At 70.7% G+C, this 13,520-nt stretch carries 13 protein-coding genes and 2 pseudogenes; 8 read left to right on the top strand and 7 right to left on the bottom strand.

What is annotated here, in order from left to right; all coding sequences use genetic code 11:
- Window positions 1-49: 49 nt before the first annotated feature.
- On the top strand, window positions 50-694 hold the full coding sequence (locus V4Y04_RS05970; protein WP_332426246.1) for an alpha/beta hydrolase: 645 nt from the start codon (window positions 50-52) through the stop codon (window positions 692-694).
- Window positions 695-748: 54 nt separating this feature from the next.
- Here the strand turns inward: V4Y04_RS05970 and V4Y04_RS05965 are convergent, their stop codons facing one another.
- Both V4Y04_RS05965 and V4Y04_RS05960 read right to left on the bottom strand, forming a co-directional pair.
- Window positions 749-1,135 (bottom strand): VOC family protein, encoded by a 387-nt coding sequence (locus V4Y04_RS05965; RefSeq protein WP_332426245.1) that lies wholly within the window; start codon window positions 1,133-1,135, stop codon window positions 749-751.
- Window positions 1,132-1,425: an ArsR/SmtB family transcription factor gene (locus tag V4Y04_RS05960; RefSeq protein WP_332426244.1), complete on the bottom strand. Its 294-nt coding sequence runs from the start codon at window positions 1,423-1,425 to the stop codon at window positions 1,132-1,134. Before V4Y04_RS05960 ends, V4Y04_RS05965 begins: the two co-directional genes overlap by 4 nt.
- 181 nt (window positions 1,426-1,606) lie before the next feature.
- Between V4Y04_RS05960 and V4Y04_RS05955 the strand changes: the two genes are divergently transcribed.
- From V4Y04_RS05955 to V4Y04_RS37680, 4 genes and pseudogenes are all read left to right on the top strand, one after another.
- Window positions 1,607-2,470 carry a helix-turn-helix domain-containing protein gene (locus V4Y04_RS05955; protein WP_332426243.1) on the top strand — a complete coding sequence of 288 codons (864 nt, stop codon included), beginning with the start codon at window positions 1,607-1,609 and terminating at the stop codon, window positions 2,468-2,470.
- On the top strand, window positions 2,467-2,667 hold the full coding sequence (locus V4Y04_RS05950; protein WP_332426242.1) for a DUF397 domain-containing protein: 201 nt from the start codon (window positions 2,467-2,469) through the stop codon (window positions 2,665-2,667). The genes V4Y04_RS05955 and V4Y04_RS05950 overlap by 4 nt, the downstream gene beginning before the upstream one ends.
- 69 nt (window positions 2,668-2,736) lie before the next feature.
- Window positions 2,737-4,251: a hypothetical protein gene (locus V4Y04_RS05945; protein WP_332426241.1), complete on the top strand. Its 1,515-nt coding sequence runs from the start codon at window positions 2,737-2,739 to the stop codon at window positions 4,249-4,251.
- A 92-nt stretch (window positions 4,252-4,343) separates the two neighbouring features.
- Window positions 4,344-4,481 (top strand): annotated as a pseudogene (locus V4Y04_RS37680) (barstar family protein); the annotation flags it as partial.
- A gap of 70 nt (window positions 4,482-4,551) precedes the next feature.
- On the opposite strand, the gene V4Y04_RS05940 reads toward V4Y04_RS37680, so the two are convergent.
- The 4 genes from V4Y04_RS05940 to V4Y04_RS05925 all read right to left on the bottom strand — a co-directional run bounded on the left by V4Y04_RS05940 (window position 4,552) and on the right by V4Y04_RS05925 (window position 10,194).
- Window positions 4,552-6,564, bottom strand: coding sequence for a hypothetical protein (locus V4Y04_RS05940; RefSeq protein ID WP_332426240.1), 2,013 nt, complete (start codon window positions 6,562-6,564; stop codon window positions 4,552-4,554).
- A gap of 381 nt (window positions 6,565-6,945) precedes the next feature.
- The gene (locus V4Y04_RS05935; RefSeq protein ID WP_332426239.1) at window positions 6,946-7,950 is read right to left on the bottom strand and encodes a MerR family transcriptional regulator; all 1,005 of its coding nucleotides are present in this window, start codon (window positions 7,948-7,950) and stop codon (window positions 6,946-6,948) included.
- Between the two features lie 3 nt (window positions 7,951-7,953).
- The gene (locus V4Y04_RS05930) at window positions 7,954-8,625 is read right to left on the bottom strand and encodes a HEAT repeat domain-containing protein (protein WP_332426238.1); all 672 of its coding nucleotides are present in this window, start codon (window positions 8,623-8,625) and stop codon (window positions 7,954-7,956) included.
- Between the two features lie 186 nt (window positions 8,626-8,811).
- Window positions 8,812-10,194 (bottom strand): glycosyltransferase family 39 protein, encoded by a 1,383-nt coding sequence (locus tag V4Y04_RS05925; RefSeq protein WP_332426237.1) that lies wholly within the window; start codon window positions 10,192-10,194, stop codon window positions 8,812-8,814.
- A gap of 236 nt (window positions 10,195-10,430) precedes the next feature.
- Between V4Y04_RS05925 and V4Y04_RS05920 the strand changes: the two genes are divergently transcribed.
- The 3 genes from V4Y04_RS05920 to V4Y04_RS05910 all read left to right on the top strand — a co-directional run bounded on the left by V4Y04_RS05920 (window position 10,431) and on the right by V4Y04_RS05910 (window position 13,062).
- On the top strand, window positions 10,431-11,111 hold the full coding sequence (locus V4Y04_RS05920) for a response regulator transcription factor (RefSeq protein WP_332426236.1): 681 nt from the start codon (window positions 10,431-10,433) through the stop codon (window positions 11,109-11,111).
- A complete protein-coding gene (locus V4Y04_RS05915; protein WP_332426235.1) occupies window positions 11,098-12,573 on the top strand; it encodes a sensor histidine kinase in 1,476 nt (491 codons plus the stop codon). The genes V4Y04_RS05920 and V4Y04_RS05915 overlap by 14 nt, the downstream gene beginning before the upstream one ends.
- Window positions 12,574-12,684: 111 nt before the next feature.
- Window positions 12,685-13,062: a transposase family protein gene (locus V4Y04_RS05910; RefSeq protein ID WP_332432719.1), complete on the top strand. Its 378-nt coding sequence runs from the start codon at window positions 12,685-12,687 to the stop codon at window positions 13,060-13,062.
- A gap of 167 nt (window positions 13,063-13,229) precedes the next feature.
- On the opposite strand, the pseudogene V4Y04_RS05905 reads toward V4Y04_RS05910, so the two are convergent.
- Window positions 13,230-13,406: pseudogene (locus V4Y04_RS05905) on the bottom strand (RNA-binding protein); the annotation flags it as partial.
- Window positions 13,407-13,520 lie beyond the last annotated feature (114 nt).

Below are 13,520 nucleotides of genomic sequence, written 5' to 3'. Positions count from 1 at the left end.
CCTTCACCTGCTTCTGTCTGTCCCGCACCGCCCGAGGAGTGCCGTAGCCATGCCGTACACCGCCGCCCCCACGGTCACCTGGTCCGTCGAACCCGACCGCAGGCCCGGCACGCCGCTGGTCGTCGCCCTGCATGGACGGGGAGCGGACGAGGCGTCGTTCGCGCAGCTCGCGCCGCATCTGCCGCAGGACGCCACGGTGGCCTTCGTGCGCGCCCCGCTGGCCGAGGGCGGCGGATACGCGTGGTTCGCCAACCGGGGCGTCGGGCGCCCGCTGCCCGGCTCCATCGGGGCCACGGCCGACTGGCTCTTCGGCTGGCTCGACACCGAGGCCGCCGGACACACGTCGGTCTCGCTCCTGGGCTTCTCCGGCGGCATGGCCATGGCGGGCGGCCTGCTGCTCGCCCGCCCGGAGCGGTTCGCCGCCGCCGTCCTCCTGTCCGGCACCCTGCCGTGGGACGCGGGTCTTCCCGAGGCGCAGGGCCGTCTGGCCGGGGTGCCGGTCTTCTGGGGCCGGGACGTCGCCGACCGGGTCATCCCCGCCGACCTGGTCACCAGGACGGGCACCTGGCTCCACGAGAACTCCGGCGCCCGCCTCGAGGAACGCTGCTACCCCGGCCAGGGCCACGGCATCAGCCTCCCGGAACTGGCGGACGCCTCGGCCTTCCTGCGGAGCGCGTGGGAGGGCGCGGCCTGAGGGGTGGATCCGGGGCGGTGAGGGGAGGGCGCACCGCCGGCCCCCGCCGGGTCCTTACCCGCTGTGCACGATCTGGATCAGGTTGCCGCAGGTGTCGTCCAGGACCGCAGTGGTGACCGGGCCCATCTCCAGCGGCTCCTGGGTGAACCGCACCCCGAGCCCGCGCAGCCGGTCGAACTCCGCTCGTACGTCGTCCACGGCGAAGGAGAGGGCCGGGATGCCGTCCTCGGCCAGCCCCGACTTGTACGCCGCCACGACGGGGTGACGGGAGGGCTCGAGCAGCAGCTCGGTCCCGTCGGGATTCTCCGCCGAGACGACGGTCAGCCACCGGTCCTCGCCCAGCGGGAGGTCGTGCTTCTTCACGAAGCCCAGCACCTCGGTGTAGAAGCGCAGGGCCTTTTCCTGGTTGTCGACGAAGGCGCTGGTCAGATGGATCCTCATGGTGTGCTCTCCGGTCTGTCGGGCTTGAGCCACCGGGCCGCGATGTGCTCGAGGGGCTCGGTGTTCAGATCGTGGAACTTGTACCGGCCCTGGCGCCGCGCATGGACCAGTCCTGCGGATTCCAGTACGGCCAGGTGCTGGCTGATGGCCTGGCGGGACAGCCCCAGGCCGTGCTTGGTCACCAGTCGCGTGCATATCTCGAACAGCGTCTGGCCGTCACGTTCCGCCAGCTCATCGAGGATGCGCCGACGGGTCGGGTCGGCCAACGCCTTGAAGACGTCCTCCGCCATGACCGACACGATAGGCAAGTATCGACTTGCCCATCAAGTGAGGTGAGGAAGAGCGCTCGTGCGGCGGGGCGAACGGCGTGCACACACCTGGCCGCTGTACGTCGCCTGTCGGTGCGTGTGGGCGGGGCGGAGCGTGTCGCTTCGGCGCGGAGCCGCGTTGACGGGAGAGGCGGTGATGCACATGAGCGAACTGATGGGAGGGGCTGCCGAAGAGCCCGGTGCGGAAGAAGGCGAGCAGGATGCGGGGGCGGACTCCGGCATCCTGCGTGTCTTCGGGCGGCAGCTGAAGCGGTTCCGGATCCGGGCGGGCCTGGAACGGCCCGATTTCGCTTCGACGACGGGTTACTCGCCCTCGACGATCGCCGCGTACGAACAGGGCCGCAGGATCCCGCCGCCGAAGTTCATCGACCGGGCGGACGAACTCCTGGACGCGGGCGGCGTCCTCCAGGAGATGAAGGAAGAGGTCGCGCGAGCGCAGTATCCGGCGTTCTTCCGGGACGCGGCACGGCTGGAGGCGGAAGCGGTCGAACTACACGTGTACGCGAATCAGGCGGTTCCGGGGCTGCTGCAGACGGAGGAGTACGCGCAGGCGGTGTTCGGCATGATGCGTCCGCCGCTCGACGAGGATGCCCTTGCCCGACGAGTCGTGGCACGCCTGGCGCGTCAAGAGGTCTATGGCCGGAGCCCTCAGCCGATGATGAGCTTCGTCATCGACGAGTCCGTGCTGCGAAGGCCGATCGGCGGCCGGGGCGTGTTGCGTGGCCAGTTGGAACGGATTCTGCTGGCAGGGCGGAAGCCGACGGTCGAGATCCAGGTCATGCCTCTGGGTAGCGAGGAGAATGCTGGAATGGCCGGTCCCTTCATCTTGATCGAGACGGCCGAAGGGCGCAGGATCGCTTACGTCGAGGTTCAGAATGTCAGCCATGTGCACACTGAGCGGCGGCTCGTGAAGGGTCTTGAGGTCAAGTACGGCATTCTGCGGGCACAGGCGCTCACGCCCTGGGCGTCGCTCAGCCACATCGAGGAACTGCTGGGGGAGCTATGAAAGCCAGGGTACGGGAGCACACGTCCGGGCTTCTGTGGGTCAAGAGCAGCTACAGCAGTGAGGAAGGCGGTGAGTGCGTCGAGGTGGCGTCCTGCCCGCACGGAATGCATGTACGCGACTCCAAGGACATACGCCGCCCCGGTGTCTCGGTCCACCGCGCGGCCTGGTCGGCGTTCGTCGGTTTCGCGGCCCGATAGGGCTTGCTTCTGCGGTCTGTTGATCTCTGCCCCTGGCACGGTGTCAGGAACAGATGCAGGATGATCTTCGTGGATCATGTTCTGTGCGGGCTCGCCGCCAATCCGGTCCTGCCGGCCGAGCTGGTCGACCGACTGATCGCGATCGCGGACGACGACATCGCCGTGGGTCTCGTCGCTCGGGAGGACTTGAGCCATGCGCAGGCGGTCGCGTTGGCCGCACGGGTTCCGGCGAGCGGTGTGCAGCTTGCGTATGCGGGCCTGTTGGCCGCCGCCGACGTCGATCCGGTGACACAGCCGCACGTCGCCCTCGCCCTGCTCGACGAGCGAGCCGGTACCCCGGAATGGGCGCGCAGCTTCGCAGTCGATCCGGTCCTGGAGCACCGGGAGAAACTGGCCGCCTGCCCCGGCCTCCCGGCGGATGTGACGGAGACGCTCGCCGCGGACCCGGATGTACGCGTGGTCGCAGAGTTGGCGTTGTGGATCACGCCCGACATGGCCACCAGGCTCGCCGGCCATCCGCACGCCGAGGTCCGCCGTGCGGTGGCTGCCAACGAGGCGACGCCCCCGGACGTACTCGCAGCACTCATCGGTGAGGGGCTACCTCCGGCGCGTCGATGTCTGGTCTGTGACCGTGCAGCGCCGCCCTTCGTGCACGAGCCGCAGTGCCCGCAGCCCGACTGCGTGCTGCCGCCGGGCGCTTCCTGTGACGGGTCCCACGAGTCCACGATGCATGAGATCCAGGAGGCCGCGTTGCGAAATCCGGGGACACCCACCGAAGCGGTGGTCGGCTTCGTGGACCATCCTTCGACGCTGCTGCGCTGGACGCTTGCCGCGCGCCCCGGTCTGCCCGCGGAGGTGTACCGACGGCTGGCCGCAGACCCTGTTCCCGGTGTCCGGGCCGACCTCGCCGGGAACCCCGCGATCGACGCCGCCCTGATGCGCACCCTGGCCGACGACCGCGGCCACGACGTGCGGCGCAGGCTCGCGGGCAACCCGAAGGTGCCGCTCGACGTACTCGTCCACCTGGCCGACGACACCAGGATCGGCGCCACTCTGCTGCCAAGGATCGCTGTCGCGTCGCCTGGTGAGGTTCGGCAGCTGGCCCAGTCACCGAACCCGGCCGTGCGCATGCTCGTGGGTCAACGACGTGACCTGCCACCGGAGATCCGCGACGCGCTGGCCGACGACCCCGACGCGAAAGTAACCAAATCCGTCGCTCCGCACCCGGGCCTCACCGAAGCTCAGTTGTGGGCCATGGTCGACCGCCACGGGGTTCGGGTCCTGGCCAAGGTGGCGGCCAACCCGGACGCGAGTCCGGCGCTGCTGGAGTACCTGACCCGGCACGAACCACCGGCGCAGAAGGCATTCCGCGAGATTGCCCGGCACCGGAACGCACCAGCCCGAGCGTTGCTCGCCTGCCTGGCGGACAGGCAGGCGAGACCCATAGCCGCCGGCCATCCGGCCCTCCCGCCGCCGGTCGTCGTGGACCTGCTCACCGACGCCGACCGGCAGGTGGTGGAAGCGGCGGCGGCCAACCCGTCGCTGCCGCTTGCCGTGTTGTCGGGTCTCGTCCTCCGCCTGTAACCGTCCGGCCTGCAAGCCCCTCGCTCGTCCCCGTCGGCTCGAGCCTCCACGCCCACTGGAACGCACGGCCTTGAGTCACCTCGAGGCCCATCGCAACCCTGCTCTGGCGGGACGCCGCGACCGCACGCGAGCGCCTGTCCCGGAACCTGGCACCGTGCGGCCGGCCCTTCGACCTGTTCGCCGAGGTCCTGGAGGTCCTGGCCGAGGGCGGCATGCACGTCACCCTGGCGTGGCGCATGGCCGGCTTCCCCGTGCGGCTGAGTGCTTCGGGTGGCGCGGCCGGCCACGCGCCTGATCACATCACCGATGGGTGGAGCCGGCGCCGGCCGTGATGAGCAGCTCGTCGACGGCGGTGCGTACGGACTCGTCCTCGGTGAAGGCGCGCCAGCCGCCGAAGTAGTGAAGGCGGCGGTCACGGTTCGGCAGGTCGCGCAGGAGATGAGCCGCGGGCCGGGCCGCCTTGCCGATCCGGGCCAGATGGCGCACCGCGGGGAGCATGACCGGCAGGTAGGTGTCCTCGGCCAGATCCTGCACGGCCTCCAGAAGCACCGGGACGGTGCTTCCCGTGTCGCCGGTCGCGGCCCACAGGGCGTGCGCGGCCTCGATCCTGGTCCAGGTGTCGGCAGCCCCGGTCAGGGTGCGTAGCAGGTCCGCCACGCCGGCGGCGTGGGGGCCGAGGGCGGCCAGCTTGCGCAGGGCCGGGTGGGGGAAGCCGCCTTCGGCGGTGGCGGTCCCCAGCACCTTCAGGGCCGGTCCTGGCTCCCCTCCGACCTGCCAGTACGCCCAGGCGGCAAGCTCCGCGTCAGAACCTGAGCCTGCGGCGGTCGATCGGGCCAGCAGCAGTTGACGTCCCGCGCCGCCCGCCGACCCGATCCCGGCAAGGGCCGTCGCCGCCGCGGTCCAGTTCTTGTCGTCGCCCAGCAGGTCGAGCAGATGCGGCACTGCCGGCTGCGCGACAGGCCCCCAGGCGGCGAGTACGTCGCAGAGACGCTGGAGCACGTGGATGTCGGTGGCGGTGCCGAGTCGGTCGCAGATCGACGGCAGCAGCAGACCGGCGTGGTCCGGCAGGCGAACGAGTACCTCGTCGAGGGCGGGGAGGACGGGGATGTGGAAGGCGTCGCGGGCGCTGCCGAAGAAGGCGGAGGTCGATGCGAAACCGGATCGGGAGCCGGCCGTGATGTCGGCCAAGCCCGGTAGGCAGCGCGGATCATTCATCCGGGCCAGCGCCCACAGCGCCGCCTCGGCGACCGTCTCCGCCCCGCGTGTCGTCCGGGCCGCGGTGTCGCCGAGGAGCCCGGCGACCGCGTCGGCATGGGCAGCGGCCGACGGGCCGAGGCAGGCCAGCAGTTCGGCCGCCCGGTAGCGCACCTCGGTGACCGGATCGTCCAGCCGGGCCACGAGGGCCGGCATCAGCGCATCGGCCGGCGAGTGCCATTGCGACAGCAGCCCGCCCGCCTGAGCCAGACCACCGATCCGCTGCCCTTTGTCGGGATGGTCGGCCAGCAGGCCTTGCGTGAAGGCGACAGAGGCGGTGGAGGTGCCTGTGAACAGCGCCGCCGTCCAGCCCTGGACACCCTGCGCCCCGCTCTCCATCGAGCTGGTGCGTTGCCACAACTCCACGCTCGGATCGCGAACAGCGTCCAGCACGAGGTCCAGCCGCCTCGCCGCGAGGCCCGGGTCGCCCGCCGCGAGCGCGTGCACCGCTGCCAGACGAAGCTGAGACTCCGGAGAGCCGAGCAGCGAGCGGAGGAGGGAGACGACCTCGTCGGACCGGTCACCGGCCGGCTCCCGCCGGAGTGCCTGACCGAGTGCGAGGACCAGGTCGAGCCGGGTCACCGGGTCCCTCTCCGCCCGCCAGCACCGCAGGAGTTCGGGCAGCAGAAGCGCACCGGGGCTGGTACAGGCACCGGCCGCGTCGGCCGCGGCGCGCCGGATCTCCGGCTCGGGGTCGGCCAGCAGGGCAAGCACTTCGGGCAGCACCTGCTCCCACGCCGGTGTCCAGTCGGGATCCATGAACCTTTCGGTGACCTGTCCGCCCTCCGCCGCCAGCATGGCCACCAGTTCCAGCACCGTGCGACGGCTCGGCACATGCGGGTCGGCAGCCAGGTGAAGCAGGAAGGGCAGCGCGGCCGAGGCGGCGGAGCAGATCCAGCCGCCCTGATGGAAGAGCAGGTTGAGCAGCTCTCCCGCTGCTTCCTCGGCGTTCGTCGGATCCGGTCCCGCGCACCGGTGCAGTAGGCCGGGCACGTCCTCGGCGGACCCGTAGTTGTGCTTCAGCTCCGCCCAGTCGACCGCTTCCAGCTGTTCCCACATGTGCGGGACCCTAGCGTCGGACACAGCTGTGACCGAGTGGCTCAGTCGGTCGTTCAACGCCCGAGTCGGCCCGGCTGAGCGTCGCGGTCGGCCCGCCGGACGGGGTGGGCGCTGCTGACCGGAGCATTTCGAGGCCGGGCCGGGTGGTGGGCGTTCCCTGAACATCAGTCGAAGCGGGCTGGGACGACGACGTACCGTAGCCATGGGCGTTGGAGCGACACCAGGAAGTGGACGACCGTGGTCTCATCGTCCGCTGCGATGTCGGGTAGTGCCGCGGAAACCGGGCCAGGAGGCTCGCCGGCCTCCTGCGGCGGACGCTGAGGGGCTCCGGCACCCCTCCGCTCCGCGCGGGCCGAGTACGCGCACCCCGGGGGCAACCCGTCACCGTGTGTCGCGCAGCCGAAGAAGGTACGTCGCGGTCAACGCCACGGCGCGGTCACCGTCGTGCGACAGCTCCTCGAGGGCACGGGACACCCTCGTTCCCGGGACGCCCGCCAGTGCCTGGGTCAGCCGTCCGCGTGCGGGTGCTCGGGTGGTGTCGTGGGCGAGGCGGTCGATGAGCCCGGTCGCGATCCGGTCCGCCTGCGTGCTGTCGCTCGCCAGCACGCTCAGCGCGTCGGCCGCGTCGGTGTCGTTCCTTCCCTCCACGATCATGTCGATGAGCGTCGGGACCGCCTCGGCCACCCCGCGGGTCCCGAGTGCCAGAGCCGCGTGCCCGCGGACCGCGGCGTCGGGGTGCACGAGAGCGCTCCGCAGCCGCGCGACGGCCTCGTCGCCGGGCATCTCGGTGAGGGCCTGAACGGCGCGCTCCCGCACCGCGGCCACCGGTGAGCCGAGGCCCTCCGCCAGCAGCGCCGGGCCGCCGTCGCCCGAACGCGCCAGCGCCCATCGAAGGGCTCCGGCGACGTTCGTCTCCGTCTCGCTCAGTGCCGCCTCGACCAGGGCCTCCACCGGCACCGGAACCTCGTCGGTAGAGGAGAGGGCCGCGCGCTGGCGCGCCTCGGCGCTCTTCGACCCCAGTGCCTGGAGGAGGGCGACGACCTGGAGGACGTCCTCCCAGCCGGCGGGATCCGCGGCGTCGATCCGGCGCAGCCGCGTGAGGACCTCGGTCTCCGCCGCGATGCGTTCGCGCGTCTGACGGATGAGGTCGCCGACGAGCGCCGAGGGCGTGAAGCCGGGATCTTCGAGCGCGCGTCCGATCTCACGCAGCGACAGCCCCAGCGACCGCAGGCTCTCGATGTGGAAGATCCGCCGGATGTCCTCTCCGGAGTACTCCCGGTAGCCGGAGCCCGTACGGCCCGAAGGCCGCACCAGACCGAGCGACTCGTAATGCCTGAGCATGCGGGCGCTGACCCCGGACCGCCGCGCCACCTCACCGATCAGCACGCCCTATTGTCCCTCCTCGCCGGACCCGCCGAGGGCCACGGTGCGCTTGGCCTCCTCGATCGCGAACTCGAATCCGGCGTCCGGGTCGCGCAGCAGCCGTTGTGTGGCGAGCGCGTGCGCGCACACGCCCGGGTCGGAGGCCGTCGTCGCGGCGTGCAGAGCCGGCGCGGTCGCTTCCCCCAGTGCGACCAGCGCCCGGCTGAGACTCAGCTGCGTCTCCCGCTCACCGCGCCCGAGCTGCGTCGCCAACGCCGTGGCCAACGCGGACTCCTCGCCTTCCGGCACGAGCACGACCGCGGCCCGCCAGGCGCTCCGCGCCACCTCGTCGTCGGCGTCGGTCAGCAGCGCCCGGGTGATCGCCGGCCACGCCCGCCGGTCCCCGATCTTGGACAGCGTGTGCAGCGCCTGGCTCCGTGCCTGAGCACGCTCCGAGCGGACTTCGCGGAGCAGCCGGGGAAGCGTCATGGACGCCGGGTGCCGGACGAGTGCCCAGGTCAGCATGTCGCGGACGAAGAACTCGGGCTCGATCGCGCACCGCTCGACGAGCTTGTCGACGAAGCGCGGGTCGGGCGTCGTACCGACCGCCATGGCGGCCCGCAGCCGCACGGACGAACGGTCGTCCTCCAGCCTCCGGATCACTTGTGCCGCATCCATGTCCTGTCCCGTGGCCGTCATCGAGACCACCTCCTCGGCAAGCAGTGAAGGCCTTGTCACCGTGTCAAGGTCAAACAGGGCCCGCCGCGCGATCACCAGCGTGTTCACGAGCACCGTGCTCGAAGGGCACGCTCGGGACGCGGCGGGGGACAGAACGATCCTGACGCCCGGCCGGGCCGGCCGCAGGGCCGGCCGGAACACTGGATCTCACCGGCTGCGAGGTTCGTGGTCTCGGACGTAGACGGTGACTCGCGCCCCGTTGACATGGGTTGTTCCGTACTCGCGGAAGTGGCGCCGCAGGGTGCTTGTTTTCGCTTCCTCCTGCGGGTCGGTCGGCGAGTGCGCACCCGCCGCGCGGACCGCGACGATTCGGTCGAACTCCAGCATGCGGGCCGCTATGTCTGGGGCGGGAAGCTCGACACCTGCCAGTGTGTTCGACGAAACGGGGTCCTGTGCCAGGGCCAGATCCGTCAGGAAACGGGTGTCCTCGGGGTTGGCCGCGGTCCAGATCCGGTGCTGGCCGGAGAGATAGAGCAGTCCGTCGCCGGGACGGCCTTCCTTGCGCACGGTGGCGCCGATGGCGGTGACGTCATTGGTCCGGCTCTGGGGCGTCCTCAGTGAAAGGCTCGTCGGGACGAGCGCGGCCAGTACGGCAACCGCGGCCACTCCCGCAACCGCCGCGTTGCGGGACGACTTCCGCAGCCGGTGGAAGTGATCCATGCAGGCGCCCACCAGCAAGGCGATCCCGATGTTGCTGTAGAGCACGTACCGATCGACGAAGAGGGGCTTGACCAGCGAGGCGATCAGCAGCAGAAGACACGGAAGCACAACGATCGACACAGCCAGCACAGGGAGCCGCACGGGTCCCCTCGCCGCCACGGGCGCCAGGGCACACGCCACGCCCACGACCGCCGCGGCCAGGAATTCAGGAAGCCGCACCGGTACGTCGATCCAGGACACCTGCGCGGACTGCTCCGCACTGCGGATCGCCAGCGGCAACAGCCCGGCCACCACGCCTGTGGCAGTCACACCCCACGCCCTCAGCACCGGTCGCGGAACACGGGAGACGACCAGTGTGACGCCGTGTGCGACCAGGGCGAGAACCGCGAACTCATGGAGCAGGCAGGCCAGTAGCATGGTGCAGCCGTAGACCGCCCACCGCCATCGGGCGTGACGTGTGACGCCGACCACGAGCGCATAGGTGGCCCAGGCGACCAGGGCGCAGACCATGGCATACGAGCGGCCTTCCTGCGCGTACTTCTGGACCTGGGGAAGGAGCGGAAACACCAGCCCGGCCAGCAGCCCGACACGCGGCCCCGCCAGACGCAGGCCCAGAAGCCCGACTGCGCTCGCCGCCGCGGACATCGCCAGCACGGACGGCAGCCGCAACGTCAGCAGTCCTGCGCCGAAGAGACCGAAGATCTCATGCATCACGGCGTAGTGGAGGGCATGGACCAGATCGACATGCTGGACGGTGAGCCATATCTGCGAAAGGTCGCGGTGCGCGAGCTGATAGGTGACGGACTCGTCCCCCCACATGGTGTTCTTCCTGCGGATGCCCCAGAGTCCAAGAGCGATGGTCAGCAGCATGGGCGCGAGGACGACAACCGCTCGGGCCGGACGCGGTGACGGCCGACGGACGGGTGGGGGAGCAGCGACCGTCTCGATCACGGCGGGCGCACGTTCATCAACGGACATCGACGACAGGGCCCTTCAGCAGTGGCGAAGAAGTTCCGCCAGCGTGCCCGGACCGCGTTGACCGGTTGCTGATCCAACCTGACCGGCCGATCAGGAAGGCGGGCCGGCACTGTGCGAGGCTGCACCGCATGCGCATATTGGTGGTCGAAGACGAGGTGGACCTTGCCCACACCCTGCGCACCGGCCTGACCGCCGAGGGCTACAGCGTCGACCTCGTCCATGACGGCCGGCAGGGACTGTGGATGGCCCGGACCGGCGAATACGCCCTTGTCGTACTGGACTTGATGCTGCCCGGACTCAATGGCTACAAGGTCTGCGCCCAGCTGCGCCGGGAGGGCAACGCGACCCCCATCCTGGTACTCACCGCCAAGGACGGGGACTGGGACCAGGCAGAGGCCCTGGACACGGGGGCCGACGACTACCTGGCCAAACCCTTCTCCTACACGGTGCTCGTCGCACGGCTGCGGGCTCTGGTCAGACGAGCCGCCACGGTCGCCCCGCCCGTCCTCGCCGTGGGGGACCTCTCGTTGGACGTCGCTGCCCGGGTCTGCCGCCGGGCCGGGACCCGGGTGGACCTCACGCCCCGGGAGTTCGCCGTGCTGGAGCTGCTGGCCCGCAGGGCGGGCCAGGCAGTCTCCAAAACGGATCTGCTCTATCACGCGTGGCCCGATGAAGCCTGGGATCCCAACCTGGTGGAGGCGCGCGTCAGCGCACTGCGCAAGAAGGTGGACGCCGCGTTCCACCGGCAGTCCCTGCAGACCGTACGGGGTACCGGCTACCGGCTGGTGGACGACCGTGAACGCGACTGAGCCGCGACGCCGCTGGTGGCCGCGGTCGGTGCGAGCCCGCACGGCCCTGGCCGTCGCCTCGACCGCCGCCGTCATCCTGGTCGGCATCGGCTGGTGGGTACACCGCGACGTCTACCGCCAGAGCACGCAGATCGCCGAAGAACAAGCCCGGACGCAGCTCTGGTCTCTCTGCGAACAGTTGAACCAGGGTGTCATTCCCGTCTCCATAAGCACCGTGCCGTTCGAGGTCGTCGCCACCGGCCGACGCACCGCTGTCGCTTCCGGCGGGGCCCTGAGCCACGCCTATCCCGACACCCATCACGTGATGCCCACCCCGCCGACAGCCGGCGTGGCCGCGCTGACGCCGCTCACCACCGTCCGCATACCTGTGAACCGCGACTACAACCCCAGGGACAAATTCGATATGGCCGGCGGGACCCAGCGGGTCATGACCGCCGATATCAGGGCCGATGAACTCAGCAGCGACAAAGTCGCCGCTCTGGGCGTCGCCGCCGACGCCAAGCTGCGGGTCTATGTGGTGGTGCTCCCGCACACAGCCGAGGCAATCACCGAGCGCACCGACCGCCTGCTGCTGCGGGCCGGCCTCGTCGGCCTCGTGCTGATCGCCGCCGCGGCCTACTTCACCGTCCGCATCGCGCTGCGGCCGGTCGAAGCCATCCGCTTCCTCACCGCCTCGGTCACCGCGAACGACCCACGCGAACGCGTCACCGTGCCCGCCACGGGACACGAGATCACCGCCCTGGCCACCACTATCAACGCCACCCTCCAACGCCTCGACAACGCCGCTGCCCAGCAACGCCGCTTCGTCGCGGACGCCGCTCATGAACTGCGCAGCCCCCTCACCACACTGCTGGCCAGCCTGGAAGTCGCGCTCGCCTACCCGGAACGCACCGACTGGCCTGCGGCAGTCACCACTGCCGCACGACAGACCCGCCGCCTCCAGGCCCTCGCCGAGGACCTGCTCCTTCTCGCCCGCCTCGACACCCGCACCCCCATAGCCGGCACCGAAGCCGTCGACCTGACAGCCCTCGTCTCCCGGATGACCGAGCAATACCCGCTTACCGGGCGGCCGTTGGTGCTCGCCTGCGACAGCACCGGCCCCGCCCCCGTACACGGCAACCGGGACGATTACGAGCGGCTGCTGCGCAACCTCATCGACAACGCCGCCCGCCACGCCGCACACCGCATCCAGATCACCATCCGAAACCAGGACGCCTGGGTCGTCCTCACGGTGCACGACGACGGACCGGGCGTGCCCACCGAGGACGCCGAGCGCATCTTCGAACGCTTCGTCCGGCTCGACGACGCCCGCTCCCGCGACCACGGCGGCACCGGCCTGGGCCTCGCCATCGCCCGCGACTTGGCCCACCGCCATCGAGGCACCCTCACCCTCACCCCCCGGACCCTCGGAGCATGCTTCCAGCTACGCCTTCCCCGAGCCCCCGCCCCAGCCGGGAAATGACGCGCTTCACCGCGGCAGCCCTTCGGAACCGGAAGGCCACCAGATGACCACGCCTACCGCCACTGCCGCAGAAACGATCATTCACTTCACCCGCCATCTGGCTGAGCCCGGCTGCGGCGGACCTGCACCGCCCGACCCGCGCGCGGCTCGAAGATCACCGCCTGCCGCCACGACGGCCTGGTCGGCCGGCTCCGCGCGGCCGGCCTCGCCGCGATCGCCGGCCTGGGCTTCGTCGGCCTCGACGGTGGTGGCGACGACAGCAGCGACCCGGCGGTCGTCACCGGCTGCAAGAAGCCCGAGGGAAAGAAGCTCCCACCCGCGAAGAAGCAGGTCAACCAGCTGATCGCCGCAGAACGAGCCGTCTGCGAACACGCCTTCGCACACCTGAAGAACCGGCGCGCAGTGACCCGGCTCCGCCTCGACGTGAAGTGGGCCACCCGGCTCGTCCGCGCGCTGATGGTCCTCAACCGGCACGAGATCGCCCGCTGACCGACGATCTTCACCACAGACAGCCGCCGCCGACCAGCACGAGCATGACCTCACCCACCCATGTCACCCCCGTGACCTGCCCGTTCAAGTCGAACACAACTCAATGGGCGTCCGGCTCGCGGCGTCCGGCACGCGCTCCCCCGAGCTCCGCGAGCAGGGGGACCCCAGCGGATCTCCAGCCGGTCGATGTCCGAGGCCTCCGCGAAGGCGGCGATCGCCGCCAGGTACGCCGCTTCTACAGGTCCGTGGTCGCTGACCGTGTCCTCGGCGCCGGTGTAGTGGCCGTGCTCGTCGTGGTCGGCGGGGTCGTATTTGGTGATCCGGTGGACGAAGGACGGCGGCACGCTGCTCCTTGGACGGGCGGAAGGGGTGCCAGCGTAGTTTCCGGTCCCGATTCCGTGGTCGGGAGGCGGCCGGTCCCCCCATCGCAGGGTTCGAGGCCCGGGGCCGATCCCCGG

Origin of the sequence: Streptomyces sp. P9-A2, assembly GCF_036634175.1 — a bacterium.
GTDB classification, from domain to species: Bacteria; Actinomycetota; Actinomycetes; order Streptomycetales; family Streptomycetaceae; genus Streptomyces; species Streptomyces pratens.
The sequence above is the reverse complement of the archived record's forward strand: the minus strand, read 5'-3'. Positions and strand labels throughout refer to the sequence as shown.

Coding starts and splice junctions, on each gene's coding strand:
- V4Y04_RS05970 (WP_332426246.1), top strand. CDS start 50: ATGCCGTACACCGCCGCCCCCACGGTCACCTGGTCCGTCGAACCCGAC.
- V4Y04_RS05925 (WP_332426237.1), bottom strand. CDS start 10,194: ATGCTGCTGACCATCGCTCTTGGACTCTGGGGCATCCGCAGGAAGAAC.
- V4Y04_RS05955 (WP_332426243.1), top strand. CDS start 1,607: ATGAGCGAACTGATGGGAGGGGCTGCCGAAGAGCCCGGTGCGGAAGAA.
- V4Y04_RS05940 (WP_332426240.1), bottom strand. CDS start 6,564: ATGTGGGAACAGCTGGAAGCGGTCGACTGGGCGGAGCTGAAGCACAAC.
- V4Y04_RS05960 (WP_332426244.1), bottom strand. CDS start 1,425: ATGGCGGAGGACGTCTTCAAGGCGTTGGCCGACCCGACCCGTCGGCGC.
- V4Y04_RS05950 (WP_332426242.1), top strand. CDS start 2,467: ATGAAAGCCAGGGTACGGGAGCACACGTCCGGGCTTCTGTGGGTCAAG.
- V4Y04_RS05965 (WP_332426245.1), bottom strand. CDS start 1,135: ATGAGGATCCATCTGACCAGCGCCTTCGTCGACAACCAGGAAAAGGCC.
- V4Y04_RS05920 (WP_332426236.1), top strand. CDS start 10,431: ATGCGCATATTGGTGGTCGAAGACGAGGTGGACCTTGCCCACACCCTG.
- V4Y04_RS05930 (WP_332426238.1), bottom strand. CDS start 8,625: ATGACGGCCACGGGACAGGACATGGATGCGGCACAAGTGATCCGGAGG.